The sequence below is a fragment of the Variovorax sp. MSC1_012 genome (assembly GCF_023667525.1).
GTDB classification, from domain to species: Bacteria; Pseudomonadota; Gammaproteobacteria; order Burkholderiales; family Burkholderiaceae_C; genus Variovorax; species Variovorax beijingensis_B.
This window is the reverse complement of the sequence record NZ_JAMOZJ020000002.1, coordinates 680,999-700,800: the sequence shown is the minus strand read 5'-3', so window position 1 is coordinate 700,800 and position 19,802 is coordinate 680,999. Positions and strand designations below refer to the sequence as shown.

Annotated in this window: 6 protein-coding genes and 1 pseudogene; 4 read left to right on the top strand and 3 right to left on the bottom strand. The window is 59.1% G+C overall.

From position 1 onward, the window contains the following. Positions 1-5 precede the first annotated feature (5 nt). Positions 6-13,775 carry a calcium-binding protein gene (locus L1081_RS28695; RefSeq protein ID WP_489416894.1) on the top strand — a complete coding sequence of 4,590 codons (13,770 nt, stop codon included), beginning with the start codon at positions 6-8 and terminating at the stop codon, positions 13,773-13,775. Positions 13,776-13,920: 145 nt separating this feature from the next. Beyond that, the gene (locus L1081_RS28690) at positions 13,921-15,174 is read left to right on the top strand and encodes a glycosyltransferase (protein WP_489416893.1); all 1,254 of its coding nucleotides are present in this window, start codon (positions 13,921-13,923) and stop codon (positions 15,172-15,174) included. A 226-nt stretch (positions 15,175-15,400) separates the two neighbouring features. Here L1081_RS28690 and L1081_RS28685 read toward each other — a convergent pair. Beyond that, positions 15,401-15,697: pseudogene (locus L1081_RS28685) on the bottom strand (integrase arm-type DNA-binding domain-containing protein); the annotation flags it as partial. A gap of 45 nt (positions 15,698-15,742) precedes the next feature. Here L1081_RS28685 and L1081_RS28680 point away from each other — a divergent pair. Together L1081_RS28680 and L1081_RS28675 are read left to right on the top strand one after the other, a co-directional pair. Next, complete coding sequence (locus L1081_RS28680) at positions 15,743-16,189, top strand: hypothetical protein (RefSeq protein ID WP_489416892.1); 447 nt, start codon at positions 15,743-15,745, stop codon at positions 16,187-16,189. Between the two features lie 55 nt (positions 16,190-16,244). After that, entirely contained in the window at positions 16,245-17,288 is a 1,044-nt protein-coding gene (locus tag L1081_RS28675; protein WP_489418001.1) for a relaxase/mobilization nuclease domain-containing protein, read from the top strand. A 73-nt stretch (positions 17,289-17,361) separates the two neighbouring features. Here the strand turns inward: L1081_RS28675 and L1081_RS28670 are convergent, their stop codons facing one another. Continuing rightward, on the bottom strand, positions 17,362-18,078 hold the full coding sequence (locus tag L1081_RS28670; protein ID WP_489416891.1) for a TraX family protein: 717 nt from the start codon (positions 18,076-18,078) through the stop codon (positions 17,362-17,364). Positions 18,079-18,540: 462 nt separating this feature from the next. Further along, entirely contained in the window at positions 18,541-19,749 is a 1,209-nt protein-coding gene (locus L1081_RS28665; protein WP_489416890.1) for an LPD7 domain-containing protein, read from the bottom strand. Between the last annotated feature and the right edge of the window lie 53 nt (positions 19,750-19,802).

Below are 19,802 nucleotides of genomic sequence, written 5' to 3'. Positions count from 1 at the left end.
AAACCATGCCAACGTCATACGTCTTCAACGCCGTGCAGATGGAACAGCTTCGAACGCTCGATGCCCAAGCCAAGGCGGCCGGGAGCTCAACAGTGGGGGCGTATGCAACCGTCTATCAATACGTCCTCGAGCAGGTGCTGCGATCGGCAGTACCGGCCAACCAGTCGCTGTGGCAAGACTGGCCCGACCTGACAATTACGCAATGGGGCCAAGCCACAGACTTCGTGAAGCAGCAGATGGGCCAGGAGGCTTGGCAATCGGTGATCTGGCTGATCGGCGCCTCGGGCGTGAACCGGGGTGACGGCGTCTTCTCCAAGATCATCCGCGAATACAACCAGCGGCAATGCGACGTGCGTGGAGTGCCTTGCGACGACACGTTGTTGCAGGTCGCCTCGAACAAGGTAGGAGAGTACTTTGCTAAGCAAATCCTCGACGACTCAAGTGCTATCCAAGGACAGCTTCCGACAGTCCAGGAAATCGGTGACCAGGACCTCAATGGCGTTCGCGATACTCTCTTCCGTGGCAACGAACTCCCCGGTTCCGAGTACTACCTCAATCAGACTTGGCCGGGCATCGCCTTGTTGGGAAAGCTTGGCGGCGTGTACACCGACCGGCTCCTCCTACCAAAGGACCCGTCCAGCCAGTCCGTCGCCTTCGACACCCTGCGCGACTTGCGCGACATGCTCTTCGCTTGGGATGCCTTCAAGTACGCCTTTAACAAGGAAGGGAATTTTTCGGCATATTTCGGTGGCGGCCGGAACAGCTTCATCATCCAGACCTACACTGGACTGGCTGTCAACACCTGGGCAGACGTCATCAACGGTGGCATTTCCGCTGAGAGCTGGTTCAAGCAACTCGTCGGCCCGCAGAATGCGATTGCGGCCCAATGGCTCGGCTACATAGCTGAACAGGACAGCGCCCAAGTGCTCGACATGCTGCGGCGCAGCGTGCTGGGCAATGAGGTGGCGCCCACTGTCACCGATGCCGATTTCAAGGCCAATGCCATCGCGTTGTTCAACACCTTCGCCAACGCTGACACCACCGGTATCCGGCCGCTGACGGCAGCTGAGCTTCGTGGTCTGGCTCGCAGCGACTTCGGCGCGGTGCTCGCGCTGGACTCCCTGAGTACCTTCGCCTTTAGTCAAAGCCAGGCTTCAATGCTGCGGCCCAGCACCTATGCAACATGGCAGGCCGACCAGTCGGCAGCGAGTCCATCGACCTTTACCGACAACTGGCTGGATGATCGCTCCACGATGCTCGCGAAGGTAGTCGAGCAGAACAGCAGGAACTTGGACAGCAGCATTGCGTTGGACGACAAGCGCTATCGTAGCAACCGGACCTACGTGGACATTGCCACTGGACTGACGGTAAAGACCCGCGGCCTAGCAGTCAATGCGGGTGCTGTTGAAGCCCAGCGAATCGTGTTCGGCAACAATCAGGACAACGAGGTCGGCGGTTCCGATGCTGCGACGACCGGGGAGGGCGACCACTTGTATGGCGGAGGCGGCGCGGACTACCTCAATGGCAAGTCTGGTGACGACTACCTTCAAGGCGACTCCGACGACGACACACTCGACGGTGGCGAAGGCCTCGACACCCTGCTGGGCGGTGCCGGCAGCGACACCTACATCGTCCGTGCCGATGCGGGCCGCGACACCATCCTGGATGCCGACGGCCAGGGCCTGATCAAGGTGATCGCCAGCGACAACAGCGAGACCATCCTTGGCACGGACAACATAACGCGGGTCGCGGGAAGCACGAACATATGGCAAAGCGAGGACAAGCGCTTCACCTACACGACCAGCGCCGACTCCAGCGGCACCGTCACGCTGAGCATCAGCGGCGCGGGCGTGAACATAGTGGTCAAGAGTTTCGCCTCCGGCAACCTCGGCATCAACCTGCCCGAATCGCTCTCCCCGACAGAGCCGCAGACCTCTCGCCTGATACGCGGAGACCTTCAACCGGTCGATCCCGTCGCCTACGACGACTTGGGCAATGTGCTTACTACTACGTCCGTTGCGCCGGATCGCGCTGACGAACTTTACGATGGCGCGGGCAACGATGAGATCATTTCGGGCGGCGGTGCTGACTTGGTGTTCGCCTTCCGAGGAGGCGACGACTGGATCAAGACCGGTGCCGGCCGTGACGGGGTCGAGGGAGGCGCAGGCGCCGACCTGATCGAATTGGGCACCGAGCGCGATGTGGGTTTCGGCTTCGATGGAAACGACAGGATGTATGCCGACATCTTCAAGCCGATCGATGAGGTGCTGGCGCAAAGCGTCGCCGAATCGGACGCACAGTCCGACCTGATAGAGGGTTCGGCAGGCGACGACACCTTGGTCGGGGATGCCGGCAACGATGCGTTGTTTGGCGGCTCGGACAGAGACCTGCTCGTTGGCGGCGCCGGCGACGACAACATGTTCGGCGACATGAATGCGGGCGCTGTGAACTACGCGGTTTGGCAGATTGCCCGGTTGCCCCAGTACAACCCGGACGGCAGCCCCAACGGTTGGGTGGCGGAGTTCACTGGCATCGACTACCAGCTGGCGGCGCAGGCCGATGCGGATGTATTGCTGGGCGGCGCGGGAGTCGACTTCATGCTGGCCCAAGGTGGAGATGACTATCTGGACGGAGGCGATGACGATGACTTCGTCGTTGGCGGTGTGGACAGTGATCTCCTGAAGGGCGGTAGTGGCAACGACGAACTGCAAGGCGATGGTGATTCCGATGACCCGGTGTTGTTGAACTATGCAGTCGTCACTGGCCATGGAAACGACTATCTGGATGGAGGCGACGGCAACGACACGCTGTATGGGGATGGCGGCGACGACGAACTGATTGGCGGCATCGGCGACGACCTTATGTTCGGCGACGGCTACCAACTGGACGCCGCCTACCATGGGGTGGACTACATGGATGGCGGCGACGGCGCTGACACGATGGTTGGCGGTGGAAACGGCGACCATTTTTTTGGAGGCGCAGGCAACGACGCGATGACTGGCGATGGCGATGGCGATGTCGTCGCCGGCTCGGCGCATGGACAAGACTACCTCGATGGCGAAGAGGGTGACGACCAGATGCTGGGCGATGGCGACGACGACCAGCTGTTCGGCGGTGCCGGCAACGACATCATCTGGGGGGACAGCAACACTCTGGCGGCGCAATACCATGGTGATGACCACCTCGACGGCGGCGACGGTGCCGATCAACTGGTGGGCGGAGGCGGAAGCGATGACTTGTTCGGCGACACCGGTAACGACACGGTCTTTGGGGATGATTCAGTCTTGGACGCGCAGTACCAAGGTCATGACTATCTGGACGGTGGCGAAGGAGCAGACCAACTGGTAGGCGGCGGCGGCAATGACACCCTCCTTGGCGGAGCCGACAACGACTTGTTGGTTGGCGACGATGATGCGCTGGCTGAGGCAAATCATGGCAACGACTCCCTGCTCGGCGGGGCGGGGAGAGACAGGTTGTTCGGACTCGCCGGGGATGACCATCTCGATGGCGAGGATGACAACGATGAACTCCAGGGCGGCAAAGGAGCTGACGCTCTCTTTGGCGGCACCGGCGACGATCTTCTGGTCGGCCAGGATGACGATGATCAGCTGAGCGGAGACGAAGGCAACGACGAACTTCAAGGAGGCGACGGCCTCGATGTGCTCTACGGCGGCACCGGGAATGATCGTCTTTATGGCGAGGCGGGCAACGATCTCCTAAGAGGCGGTTCAGGCATTGACCAACTGGTCGGCGGGGACGGCGACGACTTGCTGGAAGGGGGTGACGAAAACGATGCCCTTTACGGGTCTTACGGCAATGACACCCTGGTCGGTGACGGAGGGACCGATCTCCTTTACGGCGACTATGGCGACGATCGGCTTGACGGCGGCCTCGGTGACGACAAGCTCTCCGGAGGAGCTGGTGTGGACACATATGTGTTCGGCCGCGGTTATGGCCGCGACACCATCTACAACTTTGACGGTGCATACAGCGGATTGAGTGGGACTGGCTCCCTTCAATTCAATGCGGGCGTCCAACGGGAAGATGTCCAAGGAATCAGACTGGGAGACGATCTGGTGCTCGCGATCAATGGCACCAATGATGCAGTGACGATCAAAGGGCATTTCGCCTCTACCAAATACGCCTATAACCCAAGCACTCAGACACAGGCCTATTTCTACGGCAACCAGGTCGCCAGTATCCAGTTCGCCGATGGCACTGCGTGGTTGCCGTCGACCATCTCCATGTCTCAACCGGGAACGCTTGGCAGTGACATCTCCTGGGATTCATCCGCAAGCGACATCTACACCTTCGGCTTGCGCTCCGGGAGGGACACTGTTCGTGACGGTGGGGGCACAACAGCTACCGACACGGTCAGAATCGGTGCCGGCGTTGCTCCGACCGAGGTAATGGCGAGGCGCGTCAACAACGACCTTGTTATGACGATCCAAGGTTCGCCAGACCAACTGACAATCGAGAATCAATATAACGGGACCGCAGGGCGGGGAATCGAGGAAATCAAGTTCAGCGATGGAACCATCTGGACGCGGCAGACCATCGATCAACTGCTTCTGATTGCCAGTGTGCAAGACGACCAAATAGCGGGCAGCAACGGCAATGATGTCTTGAACGGGTTGGCTGGTAACGATACCCTGGATGGAGGTGCAGGAGATGACACCTTCGATGGCGGCGTCGGAGATGACCTTCTAGTGGGCGGCATCGGCGACGATATCTTTGCATATGGATCGGGCTCGGACACGATCAGCGGTGAAACCAACGGAAGTGGAGCGCTGGACAAGATTGTGATGGCTGTCAACATCCTGCCAGCCGCTGTCTCGATCTCCAGAGACAACGAGGATCTCATCCTCTCGCTTTCGCCAATCGACCGACTTCGCGTGAACGGCTATTTCCATGACTTCGGTAGTGGGCCGATTGGGACGATTGAACAGATCGAATTTCTCTCGGATAACTCTGTTTGGGATTCTGCCTTCATCAGGGGCGCGATGCCTCCGGCGACAGCCGCGGATGAGGTGCTGCACGGGTACGAAACCAATGACCTCCTTTCCGGTTTGGGCGGAAACGATACGCTCAATGGCGGACGCGGCGATGACACGCTGGACGGCGGTACCGGGAGTGATCTACTTCAGGGCGGCGCGGGAGGCGATACCTATATTTTCAATATCGGATCGGGTTTCGACACTATTAACGATCGGGCCGCTCCGTATAGCGCGAGGGAAAACGTCCTTCGTCTTGGCCCCGGCTTCACTCCTTCAAACCTAATCGCCGCTCGGCGCGGCGAAGACTTGCTATTGTTCAGCCTTGATGGTTCGGACCAAGTCACGATTCAATTGCAGTATCGAAACGATTCGGCCAGCGGTCTCAGCGGCATTGCGCAGGTCGTGTTTGATGATGGAACGATCTGGGGCGAAGGCGATCTAGCTGCTTTTGGCACCGTCTCCGGCGGCGCAGACCTGATCAACGGAACGCTCGCGAGCGACAGCCTCGCCGGTGCTGCCGGGGCCGACACGGTCTATGGTTATGCTGGAGATGATTCCATCGACGGAGGCGCGGGAAATGACCTCATGGTGGGCGCGAGTGGAAACGACACTTACGTTGTCGATGCTTCGGCCGACCTCGTGGTTGAGAGCTCGAACGACGGCGTCGATCTCGTTCAAAGCTCTGTCACCTATTCGCTCGCGTCCAATGTTGAGAATCTCACGCTAACGGGTACTTCGGCGATCAATGGAGCGGGGAATGACCTCGACAACTTGTTGATCGGCAACGGAGGCGCGAACTCGCTGAATGGCGGAGCAGGCAGCGATACGCTCGATGGGCGCGCGGGTATTGATACGTTGTCTGGCGGACTGGGAGATGACACGTATGTCGTTGATAGCACGACCGACACCATCGTGGAGAATTCGAGCGAGGGTACGGACACAGTTCAAACCAGCATCGGGCTCACACTCGGAACCAATCTAGAAAATCTGACACTGACCGGATCCAGCGCCGTCACTGGAACGGGAAATGCGCTCGCGAACCTACTGGTTGGCAATACCGCGAGCAACGTGCTAGATGGTGGAGTCGGAATCGATACGCTTAAGGGTGGGGCTGGGGACGATACCTATATCGTCGATAACGCTGCCGATACCATCGTCGAGAACAATGGAGAAGGGCTCGACACCGTACAGAGTTCGGTCACATATACCCTCGCTGCAAACGTTGACAATCTCGTGCTCACTGGCACCGCCGCGATCAACGCAGGCGGCAATAGCCTGGCCAATGTGCTTACCGGGAACAGCGCCAATAATATTCTTGCGGGGGGCGCGGGCGACGACACGTACATCGTCACGAGCGGAGACACGGTTCAGGAAAACGTCAGCGATGGCATCGATACCGTCCAAGCCGGCTTTACCTACACACTGGGAAGCAACGTCGAGAACCTGACACTAACAGGAACGAACCGAATCAATGGTGTGGGCAATACGCTCGACAACGGGCTGCTGGGCAACTCCGCGAACAACTCGCTGACGGGCGGAGCCGGCAACGATATTTTGAACGGGGCTGGAGGCACGGATACTCTGATCGGCGGCACCGGGAACGACTATTACATCCTCGACACATCGAAAGTCGTTGTCACCGAGAACGTCAATGAAGGCGTCGACACGATCCAAGCCGCGTTCACCTCTATCCTCGGCGCCAATCTGGAAAATCTAGTCCTCGCGCCTGACTTACTGATCAATGGAACCGGCAATGCAAGCGCCAACGTGCTGACCGGCAACGCGCTTGCCAACATACTGGATGGTTCGGCAGGCGCTGACTCACTGGTTGGTGGCGGTGGCGACGACACTTACATTGTCGAGAGCGCTGGGGACACGGTGACGGAGGGCGTGGGCAGTGGAACCGACCTGGTTCAGAGCTCCGTTTCCTACACCTTGTCTGCCAACGTGGAGAACGTGACATTGACCGGCACGACCGCCATCAATGCGACTGGCAATGATCTGAATAACACCCTGACGGGAAATTCGGCTGCGAACGTGCTCGTCGGCGGCGCTGGAGACGACATTTACGTCGTCGGCTTGGGCGATACCGTCGTCGAGAATTCCGATGGCGGTATCGATACTGTCCAGTCGTCGGTTGCCTATGCCTTGAGTGCGGACCTCGAGAATTTGACCCTTACCGGAACCACCGCGATCAATGGGACAGGCAATAGCCTGAACAACATCCTGACAGGTAACGGCGGTTCGAACGTTTTGACGGGCGGGCTCGGTGACGATACCTATGTGATAGGTAGCGCAGATACCGCCGTCGAGAACGCCGACGCCGGTGTGGATACGGTCCAGTCATCCGTCTCCTATACGCTCAGCGCAAACCTCGAAAATCTGACGCTGATCGGGACTTCCGCCATTAATGGCACCGGAAACAGTCTGGACAACGTTCTGACCGGCAACAGTGCCGCGAATGTCCTTTCGGGCGGGATCGGGAGCGATACCTATGTCGTTGGGGCCGGCGACACTGTGAGCGAAAGCGCCGATCAAGGGATTGACACTGTTCTTTCGTCCGCGAGCTTCACGTTGGGCGCCAATGTAGAAAATCTTACATTGACCGGCGTCTCATCGATCAACGGAAGCGGCAATGCTCTGGCGAATACTCTCTTGGGCAACGCTGGCAACAATGTGCTGGACGGTGCCGCCGGGGGTGATCAGCTTATCGGCGGTGCAGGCGACGACACTTATGTCATAGACGGCACCACGGATGTAGTTATTGAGAATGCTGGCGAGGGGAACGATACGGTTCAGAGCTACATCACCTTCGTCTCCGGTGGCAATGTTGAGAACGTTACTCTTCTCGGAACTGCAGCCATCAACGCAACCGGAGATGCGGGCAACAACGTGCTCACTGGGAACAGCTCAGCTAACGTTTTAGCTGGCGGAGACGGAAACGATACGCTCAACGGTGGGGGGGGCACCGATACGCTCATTGGAGGTGCTGGGAACGATACCTACATTTTCTCCAACTCAGCCGTTGCAATGGTTGAGGAGGTGGGGGGAGGCGTGGATACCATTCAGATCGCCACGACTTTCGTACTCGGGGATAACTTTGAAAATCTCACTCTCACCGGAACTGGAGCCCTCAATGGGACTGGCAACGGCCTCAACAACGTAATCAACGGAAACTCCGGCGCCAACTTGCTCGAAGCCGGGAACGCGGGGGCTGACACCCTATATGGCGCTAGTGGCAACGACACTCTAGTTGCACAAGGAGGCGACGACTCTCTCTACGGTGGTGCAGGAGACGATCTTTACATTGTGAACGGCGGGCAAGGCAGGGGTATTGAAAATGCGGGCGAAGGAAATGACACCTTGCAGTCCGATCAGGATATTTTTCTCTACGATTCTTATTACTATCAGAATGGTGACTATGTATATATTGGAAACGTCGAGAATGGAGCCTTGACGGGAAATTCGAATAGTCGAATTCGCGGCAACAATTCAGCCAATGTCCTTATCGGGAATAGTGGAAACAACTATCTATTCGGGATGGATGGCAATGATCGACTGGATGGCGGAGCAGGCAATGATGACCTGGTGGGAAATAAGAACGGGACCAGCACTTTAGTTGGAGGGATGGGCGATGACACCCTGCGCGGCTACTATGGCTGGGGTGCTAATTCGATGTTGGGAGGAGACGGCAACGACTTCTATGAAGTCTATGGTGCGCTCGATGTAGTGACTGAAGGCGCGAATGAAGGCATCGACACCGTACGCGCGTATGTTAACTATACGTTAACTGCAAATGTCGAAAATCTCTCGATCTCGCAGAATGGCGCAACGGGGACGGGGAACGCACTTGACAACCTTCTTGTCACTGGCAATAGCGCCGTCACCTTGAATGGTGGAGCAGGTAACGACACTCTCGATGGCGGGAGCGGGGCGACCACTCTCTTTGGGGGCTTGGGTGACGATACGTATATTGTCGCCTCGACCTCTGCAATTATTGTCGAGAGTACTAATGAAGGTGCGGACACAGTCCAAAGTGGTATCAGCCTTACATTGGGCGCCAACTTGGAGAATCTCACCCTTACAGGAACTGGCGCAATCAATGGGGTCGGCAACAATCTCAATAATGTTCTTGCCGGAAATAGCGGAATTAACATCTTGACTGGTGGCTTGGGGAATGATACCTATGTAGTTTCCAGTGGCGACTCGGTGGTGGAAAATTCCAATGAAGGTGTTGATACTGTACAGGCCAGTTTCAGCTATACGCTTGGCGCCAGCCTAGAAAATCTTGCACTTACAGGCTCCGCGGCGTTGAACGGGACCGGAAACTCCAATAACAATGTCTTGACAGGCAATTCAGGCAATAACATTCTGAATGGCGGAGTCGGCGACGACACATTGAACGGCGGGCTGGGCGACGATACGTATATTGTTGACAGTGCTGCTGACACTGTGGCCGAGGGCCTGAGCGAAGGTACCGATACGGTCCAGTCGTCGGTGAGCTACGCGTTGTCGGCCAATGTCGAGAATCTTACGCTGACCGGAGTTGCGGCAATTGACGGCACGGGCAATTCGCTGAACAACATGCTGATCGGCAATGCCGCAGCGAACATCCTGAGCGGTGGCCTGGGTGACGACACGTACGTGATCAGCGACGTTTCTGACACTATCGTGGAGAACGCAAACGAAGGAGTCGACGCCGTCCAGTCGTCGGTCGCCTACGTACTGAGTGCAAGCTTGGAAAATCTGACTTTGACCGGCTCGAACGCAATCAATGGCACCGGCAACTCATTGAACAATCTCCTTCAAGGCAATAGCGCCAACAATGCGCTGACCGGTGGCACAGGAAACGACACGCTGAATGGGGCAGGAGGTACTGATACGCTCATCGGCGGGAGTGGAGACGATACCTACTTAGTCTCCAACTCGACGACGGCGGTCACTGAGAACGTTGGCGAAGGTTTCGACACCGTCCGATCTTCCTATAACTATGTGCTGGGCGCCAACATCGAAAACCTGGTATTGGCAGACTACTATGCTCGTTCGGGTACGGGCAATTCCCTTGACAATATCCTGACGGGAAATGACTACGGGAATATTTTGGATGGTGGCGCCGGAGCCGATACGATGATCGGTGGAAAGGAAAACGATACCTACATCATAGAGAGCAGCGCCGATGTCGTTATTGAGAATTTGAACGAGGGAATCGATACTGTCCAAAGTTCTTTTAGCTACACACTCGGCGAGAATTTCGAGAATTTGACGCTCACAGGAACCTTGGCCACTAATGGAACAGGCAATGCACTGAACAATGTGTTGACTGGAAACGGTGCAAGTAACGCGCTGACAGGCCGCGCCGGCGATGACGTTTATGTGATCGGAAGCGGTGATATAGCTATTGAAAGCAGCGGAGAAGGCACTGACACGGTTCAGTCCGATGTTTCTTACACACTTGGCGCCAACCTCGAGAACCTGACGCTCACGGGCTCCGACATCATTAGTGGGACGGGTAACTCGCTCGCCAATGTTTTGCTTGGTAACATTTCCAATAATTTGCTGAATGGCGCGGATGGGAACGATACGCTCGACGGATCTATTGGCCTTGACACTCTCATTGGCGGCCTCGGAGATGACAGCTATGTCGTCGAGTCAGCTACCGATGTGATCGTTGAAAATGTTGGCGAGGGAACGGATACGGTTAAGGTCAACACCTCATACACACTCGGCGAGAATCTAGAGAACCTCACTCTAAGTGTTTATGCGGGCTCGATCAACGGAACGGGAAATTCGCTTGACAACCTGATCATTGGCAATGACTCACAGAATGTGTTGACGGGTGGAGCCGGCAATGATACCTATGTCGTTTGGGGCGGAGATACAGTTATAGAGGGCGCCGATGAAGGCCTGGATACCGTTCAATCCAGCGTTAGCTATGTGTTGGGAGAGAATGTAGAAAATCTAACTCTCACCGGATTTATTATTCCGAGCAATGGGACCGGCAATGAACTCGACAATGTTCTCTTGGGAAATTCCCAGGCCAATGTTCTTGACGGGCAATTCGGAGCTGACACTATGGCCGGCGGCGCCGGCGACGATGCCTATTTCGTAGATGGCGCCCAGGATACTGTTATGGAAGCGGTCGACGAGGGCCTCGATACAGTTTTAAGTGCCGTTGACTATGTATTGGGCGCCAATCTCGAGAACCTCGACTTGCGCTACGGGCTGGCAATCAACGGGACAGGTAACGTTGCTGACAACTCCCTCACAGGCGGGATGGTTGACAATGTTCTCGCAGGCTTGGCCGGGAACGATACGCTTGATGGTGGAAGAGGGGCAGACACGCTTATCGGCGATGTTGGCAATGACACCTACGTGATCGACAACCCCAACGATGTTGTACTGGAGTATGCGGGCGAGGGCGAGGATACAGTTTCAAGCGCGACCGACTATCTGCTGGGCGATAACGTAGAGAACCTTACTCTGACAGGACTCGCAGCTGTCCGTGGCGTAGGAAATGCCGTAAACAACCTCCTTATTGGAAGCGAAGCCAACAATACGTTGGACGGCGGTACGGGCACGGACACCATGCGAGGAGGCGCCGGCGACGATACCTACCATGTGGACAACGCGGGTGATTCCGTCTTGGAAGCCAGTGAAGAGGGCAATGATGTCGTTCTCAGCTCGAGTTCATATTCTCTGAGCGCGAATATTGAAAGACTGGTCCTAACTGGAACGTCGGCCATTAATGGCGTAGGCAGCGACGGCGATACCACATTGATTGGAAATAGTGCTGCCAACACGTTGCGTGACGGAGGCGGCAACGATTTATTGGATGGTGGTGCAGGCGCTGATCTTTTGATTGGGGGTTCTGGAAATGACACTTATGTGGTGGACGATGCTGGTGATGTTGTACAGGAGGAGGGTTGGAACGACAATGATGACCAAGTACTGAGTTCGATCGGCTATACGCTTGGAGGTCGGGTTGAGAACCTTATTCTCACTGGCGCCGACGCGATCGACGGGCGTGGCAACGATCTGAATAATTTGCTGATCGGAAACGCGTCGGCCAATGTTTTGGATGGAGGAACGGGAAATGACGAGTTGATTGGCGGACTCGGCGATGACACGTACATCGTAAATACTCAGGGCGACTGGATCGGCGAGTATGCCGCTGAGGGCATTGATACGGTGCGTAGCAGCTCTACATACAAACTTGGCCCGAACCTCGAAAACCTGGTGCTGACGGGTGGCGAATCTATCGACGGCCTCGGCAGTGCATCAAACAACTGGCTGATGGGCAATGCCGCGGGCAACGCGCTGGATGGAGGCGCGGGCGCTGACGTGCTGCTGGGGCAAGGTGGCGGTGATCATTTGTCGGACGCCGCCGGCAACAATGCATTTGACGGTGGTCTGGGCGACGACGTCCTGAACTCGGGCGCCGGGGCGGACTTGCTGGCGGGTGGGTTGGGCAACGATACGCTCAACCTCGGTGGCGGAGCAGACCTCGTGGCCTTCAACCGGGGGGGCGGCGAAGATGTCGTCAACGCCTCTCGTTCCGGCGCCGGCGAACATGACGATACCCTTAGCTTGGGGCAGGTGCGCTTGGATGAAATCCAACTCTCTCGCAATGGTCCGGATCTTCTGCTAAGGGTCAGTGGCACATCTGATTCCGTGCGACTGAAAGATTGGTACCTTTCCGAAGCAAACAGAACCATCGTGAACCTGCAGGTGGTTGTGGATTCCACGACGGACTACGCGCCGCAATCAGGGAACGTCTTACGAAGCAGCCGGCTGACCAACTTGGACTTCACTGCACTGGTGGCGGCCTACGATAGTGCATATGCAGAAAATTCTTCGCTGGTCGGTTGGTCACCCTCGGAAGCAATACTGACGGCCGCCTGGCTGGGCTCCAGCGATAGTAGCGGCCTCGGTGGGAACTTGGCCTATCGCTTTGCTCACGATGGCGCGTTGGCCTATGCCTCGTACAGCCCCGCCACAGAGCAGTTGGCTAGTAGCAGCTTCGCAACAATGCCGCAAGACATCCTGTACGACCCCATCCTCATACAGGCGCAAGCGTTCATTTTTGAATGGCCTGCGGAGCCCTCGCAAGTATCTGCCTTGACTGTTGAATCGTCGACGTCCATACGAGCGTCATCGAGTGTCGATATGGACTTTGCCCGCGATACTGAAACCACTGGTGGTTCGCCAGTTTCAGCATCGCCCCGGCTCTCGAACGCGCTTGATTCGAATCAAGGCGATGGTCGAGATAGCGCCGAAGAGGAGCAACTGGCTGCCTCTTCGTCGAGCGAGCAGTACTCCTCAAGCCCGAACGATTTGGGGTCACATGTTCCTCTTTCTGAAGGTGCGACTTCGACAGGACCTTCGCAAGCCAGCGTTAGTTCTGAGGTAAACCTGTCTCCGTCATTGCGGCAGGGGCTGGACCCGGCATCTGCGCAGTTGCTGCGGAGCATTGAATCGAACAAGAACTGGTTTCGGCCTATTTCGGGGGATTTCTTGTCGAATCCATCGGCGCAACGCGTATCGAGTTACCCGACAGACGTGTGGGCACAAGTGGATGCTTGGGCAAGTCTCGAAGAGGCACTGCACGTGGGAGAGAATCTTGGCGGTAACGGACCGGCATCTCGCGGCATGCAGCCCATTCCTTCTACCGTTCACCAGTATGACACTGCAATAGATCCGGGCAGTGCAGTGCTTCTGCAGCCCAGCATCGCGCGAATTGAGAGTGTCGCCCAAATGAAACTGGCTTCCATAGCTTAGCCCCGCTCAGACAGGCTCGTGCGATTCCCGCGCTTGATGGAACTTATGTAAAAGAGAGGAGCGCCAGTCTGAGCTCGATATCAAATCTGACGGGGCTTACGTTCGCTCAAGGGGGGCCGCACACGCGCGGCCTGGGGAGCGTCTGATGCGGATTCTCGTGGTCCATCAGAACTTTCCCGGCCAGTTCGGCCATCTCGTCAGAACGTGGCAGCAACGCCCAGGGTGGGAAGTTCGAGCGCTTGGTCGAGAGAGCGCCCCTGGTCTTGACGGGTTCGGAGCGATGATTCGCTACCGCCTCGCTCGTTCGCCACACCCGCGACAGCACCCTTATCTGCGATCGATGGAGTCCGCAGTCCTTCACGGACAAGCTGTCGCACGGGCAATGTTGAGCTTGCGCCAGAAAGGCTACGTGCCCGATGTGATATTGGGTCATCCCGGATGGGGCGAAATGCTGTACGCGAGGGATGTATTCCCCAAAGCACGCCTCGTACATCTGTGCGAGTGGTACTACGGAGCAGAGGGCGGAGACGTGGGTTTTGACCCGGAATTTCCATCCAGTTTCGATGACTGTGCACGCATTCGCACTTGGAACGCGCAGCATGCACTCGATCTGGTGCAATGCGATGTGGCGGTGAGTCCAACTCTATGGCAGCGCAGCCGCTTTCCTATGATCCTGCAACCCAAGATCGTGGTGCAGCATGAAGGTATCGACACGCACGGGCTAGGCCCCGATCCCCGGGCAACTATCACGATGCCGAACGGCGCCCATTTGAAGGCTGGAGATCCCGTGATTACCTATGTTGCGCGCAACTTGGAACCTTACCGTGGTTTTCACATCTTCGTTCGGGCTCTGCAACGGATCCAGGCCTCACACCCGCGCTGCCACGCAATCATCGTTGGCGGCGACTGTGTTAGTTATGGTCGGCGACCGTCAGACGCTCCGAACTGGAGGGTGAAGATGCTGCGCGAGATATCGCTCGACCCAGACCGAACTCATTTTTTGGGGCGCGTTCCCCGTGCGCAGTACTTGCGAGTGCTTCAAGTTTCCGCCGCTCATGTGTATTTAACGTACCCTTTCGTGCTGAGTTGGTCGCTGCTGGAAGCGATGGCTTGCGGCGCGCCGATCGTGGCGTCCAATACCGCGCCTGTGCGCGAGGTGATTCGGGATGGTGTCAGTGGAAGACTGGTGGACTTTTTCGACACGCGGAGAATTGCGCAAACGGTACTGGATTTTCTGGAGACCCCCGCGCCCGGGATGGAGTTTGGGCATGAAGCTGGAATAGCTGCTCAGGGATACGGGTTGGATGCCGGCGTCGCAGGGTATGACCGATTGATCGATCCTTCACAGAATGCCCCTGCGTATCCGAGTTCTGCTGCCGGGGTTTGCGCTGAGGGGTAAGCGTGGCCTCAGTGCCCTCTTGAGTTGACAGAGGCGTCGCGTCACCCTTGCGTCCACTGACATGAGTAGTGGACGCAGCATGGATATCCTGACCGAGAGAGAACACCCAGCTGAGTGCGCCGGCGGTGGTCAAACTGCGAAAGAATCGATGGCGCCGCGTGCTTCCAGCTTCCAGCTTGCGGACCACTTGCTCCAGAATGTCGCGCGGACCGATGGTGGAGATAGGCATCTTGCCGATGAAGGGAAACACGTCCTTCTGGAGCCATGTCTTGACCTTGAGCTGCGTTCCACTGGCTCGTTTGGCCGCAGTCTTTCCCAGCCACTCGCGCGCAACCGCCTCGAACGTATTCGCCGCCGCGTCGGCTCGGGCTCTCTTTTCTTCGCGCTTGGCCGCGCTCGGGTCGGTCCCGTCTGCCAGCAGCTCGCGGGCGGCGGCGCGGCGATCCCGGGCTTTGGCCAGCGAGACCTCTGGGTAGGTTCCCAGCGCCAGCGTTTTCCGCTTGCCGGCGAAGGTGTAGTCCATTCGCCAGTATTTCCCGGCCGTCTTCACCAGCAGGTACATGCCGGGGTGCTCAAGACCAACGGCGAAAGCTGGCTGGACTTGGGTGGACAGCGGCCTGAAGGCGAATCGGAAAACCGCCCCGGCGTAGCGGACCGCGTCACGCTGCGGCTTCGTACAGGCGATCACGCGCTGGCGGCAGAGCGAGCCCGTGCCCGTGGGATGAAGACCGCCAGCTACCTCGCCCTGCTGATCCACAACCATGTGCGTGACGCGGCCGTGCTGCCGCCGAACGAGCTGGACCAGATCAAAGGGACCGGCGCCCAACTGGCCGCATTGGGGCGGCAGCTCCGAATGTTCGGCATGCCGAACACTCTGTCTCAGCCTGCATCGGACCTGAGTGAAACGATCGCGCGGGTCCGGCGGGAAGTCGAGGAGGCACGCGAAGCCACGGCCGCCCTCGTGCGCCGCAACCTGATCAGCTGGGAGACCGGCGCCGGGAGTGCCCGTGCCTGAACAGATCGCGCGCGCGGGTCAAAGCGGCCGCGGCGCGGCCGATGCGCCGCGCGACATGGCGCTGGACATCGTGAGCTACGGTCGGCGAGGGCCTGGCGGCACGCTGCGCTTCGGCGCCGACCAGATCGCCCAGATCCAGCGCACGGTGGGGCGCACGCCCGAGGTGATGGTGAAGGTCTCCGGCGGCGCACGGGACGTCGGCGGCGTCGAGGCCCATCTGCGCTACATCGGCCGGCACGGCAAGCTGGAATTGGAAACCGACGAGGGACTGGCGCCGCAGGGCCGGGGTGCCGCCAAGGAGATCACGGCCGACTGGCAGCTGGCGCTTTGCAGAAGCCAGTACAAGCCGAGGCCCGCTGTGGGGCAGAAAGACACGCGTGCGAAGCTCGTGCACAACATCGTCCTGTCCATGCCCGCCGGCACGCCAGCGGACAAGGTACGGGCGGCCGCCCGTGTCTTTGCGCGCGAGAACTTCGCGCTGCAACATCGCTACGCCATGGTGCTGCACACGGACCAGCCGCACCCCCATGTGCATCTGGTGGTCAAGTGCGAACACGAGTTCGAGCCTGGCAAGCGCCTCTACATCCGAAAGGACACGCTGCGCCAGTGGCGCGAGCAGTTCGCCGCATTGATGCGAGAGCAGGGCGTGGCGGCCAATGCCACGCCGCGCCAGGTGCGAGGGCAGACCCGCAAGCCCTACAGGGATGCAATCCATCATCGGCTCCGTGCGCTTCGGGCATTCGGGCAACTGCCCCCGAGCGACCGGACCAGGCATCGGTCGCCGAAGACTTCGACCTTCATGCGCGCCAAGCTGGAGAGCCTGCTCCAGGCGCTGAGGTCGGGGCGAGGCGCCGTGGATGACGGACAAGAGAAGATGCGCAACACCCGGCGGGAGGTGGTCGCAGATTGGCGCGCCACAGCAGATGCGCTTCGAAGACGGGGCGAGGCAGATCTTGCCGGCCAAGTGGATCATTTCGTCGAAAGAATGCCGGACATACAAACCGACTCACAGCGACTGGCCGACCACTGGAAAGAGCAGATCAGACGCCGAACCCCAGACCGCGACAATGCTCAGCCGCCCGGAACGCGCACCCGGTGAACGCGACGCGCACTCGAACGCAGACCGACCCCGTGCCGCGGCATTGGATCGGCATCGGAGCATCCCCGCCAGGTCAAATTTCGGTGACGATCAACACCAGGGCGATCAGCGAGAGGTGGATTGGATAGAAGGCGTAGAAGACCCACCGACTGCGCGGCAACGGAATCTCAACCTGCCGAGCTCCCCAGATCAAGAGCAGGGCGGCCACTGCGGCGAAGTTGCCGTTGATGGCAGTGAGTGAAGCCGTCGCCAAGGCCCACAACAGCATCCGCAGACCGGTGGACCTGCGCAGAAACGCCCGGGCGCCCAGGCAGCAGAGCAGCGCCGGCCACCAGAACTCCACCACGGCGCCACCAACGAGGAAGGCGATCAAGGCCATCCAGCGCGCGGGCCAGCCGTCCCGCTCCAGCAGCCAGACGATCAGCGTTGCCAGTAAAAGGGTGGCAAGGATGTTCAATGGCCACCAGCCGACCAGATGAACGAAAGCGGGTGTCGCCAGCAGGGCAAAGATCGCCAGTCGCTTCATGACGCGCAGGTGCAAGCCGCTCTCGAGCGCTCCGGGGCGTGTCAGGTTGACCATGAGCACGAAGCCGAAGAGCGGCATCGCCATGCGACCCAATGCGTAGAGAGCCGGGCTCGACCCATGCAGCAGGTACTTGTTGACGTGATCGCCCGCCATGAGCAACAGACCGACCCATTTGAGCGCTTCGAGCGAGCCGTTCGAGATCGACCAGTCGCTCACCTGCGGCTGAGTTTTCACTCGGTTGCGCATCTGGAGCCTTCGAGACATGGTGACGGGACCGGTTGAATCCCTTGTGCATCAGGACGCTGGGGGCGGTTCAATACCTTCGATCCATTGCTGGCGCCACGCCACGCCGTGCGACGCGGTGAGCACCGGCATTGCGTACAACCAACAAGCTCTCGGCGTTGCGCTGTGCAGCCGAGGACGCGCGGTTGAGGGCGGCCGGCCTGCATGTCCGTGTTGTCCGCCGCAATGAACTTGTCGTGTTCAAGGCATGACGCGCGTTCGAGCGGACCGAAACCCGTTCCTTGACCAGAAAGCTGGTGGTGGAGTAGGACCGAACAGCCTCGCCGCGTCTCGGTGCCGAAGGCATAGGCCCTTCGCCCGGAGTGTCGAGCAGGCGCCTCGGATGGTGTTCCGCGCCAGCGCAGGACCGGAGAGAGGCGCGAACAACGCGCACGCAAGGCTGGACGAAAAGCTGCAAGCTTCAACCCCGGTTTCCAACGATTGCTAGACGCGCTCGTGGCTCAACTCATCCCGGCTTCGGGCCGTGCGTTGGCGCGCATGCATGCGCGCGGGGCGCGGGAGTCGATCCGGAAGGTGGATGGCGCGACCTTGCGCCAGCGCCTCGGCGATCCGCTCGCGAATCAGCTGTACGAGGCGCTGCTGGGAGGATCGATCGCTGGTTACGCGCTGTGCGTACTGCTCGGCCAGCTTGAGGTCCGTCGCCGCCGTGGCCAGTTCGGGGTGGTGACCCCGGGCCGCATCGGACAGCAATTCCCCGGTGCGTATGCGCGTGGCGTGGTGTTCCATCGAGCGAAGATGATCGGATGTCTCGATGCTCCACCGCGCACGCTGCGCGACAATTTTCTTTTCGCCGACCAGTTCGCCTTCCGCATTGCGGGCCGCCACCCGGACGTTGACCGGACGGGTGCCGAGTTGCGTGAGCACCACCTGGTCGCCGATGCGCGGTTGCGAAGCGGACTCTGCGAGGGCCCGCTCGAGGTCCGTACCCCAGATGGTGCGAGCCCCGGTTTCCGCGCGAACCATCACGTAGAAGGACATGCGCTGCGCCGGATCGAATTGATAGGGTGCGGCGGCGGCCGCCACGAGCATCCCCCTGACAGGCGATCTTGGCCCTCCGCGCTCGAATCGGCGGTCTTGCGGTTCTTCTTCGTGCGGATGAAGACTGGCACTGGAACCGGCTTCGGCGGGTACGGCGCCTTGGTGCACGGTTGCTGCTTCGCGGTCCAGCGACGCAGGTATCGGACCCCGTCCGTTCTCGTGCGAGGGCGACCCTCTTTTCTTCAACGCACGCTGGACCTGGAGGATCTCAGCCGAGGTCGGTTCGTAGCCTCGGGCCCCGATGCCTCGCAGCGCGGCTTCGTGCCACATGCGCTGACGGAAGATCTCGGTGCCTTTGAGTTCGATGATCCGCCAGCCGCGCGCTTCGGCGATCGCCACGACGCTGTGCAGCACCTCGCGGTTCTCGGTCCGCACGCGGAGGCGGCGGCCGTCGTCGATGAACGCGAGGGTGCGGTCCGGGAAGAAGTAGCGATTGTCGATGCGCAGGTAGCGGCGCTCGATGGCATCGGGTACCCGGGAATGACCGTGGCCCGCAGCAGGCGCATCTCCCTGGATGGAGCCCGCGCCATTCCAAGGTGCGGTGCTCTCGGTCCCGTTCGGAGCTTGGTTTCCGGAAGAACGGTCTGTGGACATTGCGGCTCCTTTCACGTGTGTTGTCAGGCAGGGCGACCCGGGCTGTCCGAACC

What these genes read in the sequence shown, in the direction of transcription:
- L1081_RS28695 (WP_489416894.1), top strand. Translation starts at nt 6, where the DNA reads ATGCCAACGTCATACGTCTTCAACGCCGTGCAGATGGAACAGCTTCGA.
- L1081_RS28670 (WP_489416891.1), bottom strand. Translation starts at nt 18,078, where the DNA reads ATGTCTCGAAGGCTCCAGATGCGCAACCGAGTGAAAACTCAGCCGCAG.
- L1081_RS28675 (WP_489418001.1), top strand. Translation starts at nt 16,245, where the DNA reads ATGGCGCTGGACATCGTGAGCTACGGTCGGCGAGGGCCTGGCGGCACG.
- L1081_RS28690 (WP_489416893.1), top strand. Translation starts at nt 13,921, where the DNA reads ATGCGGATTCTCGTGGTCCATCAGAACTTTCCCGGCCAGTTCGGCCAT.
- L1081_RS28665 (WP_489416890.1), bottom strand. Translation starts at nt 19,749, where the DNA reads ATGTCCACAGACCGTTCTTCCGGAAACCAAGCTCCGAACGGGACCGAG.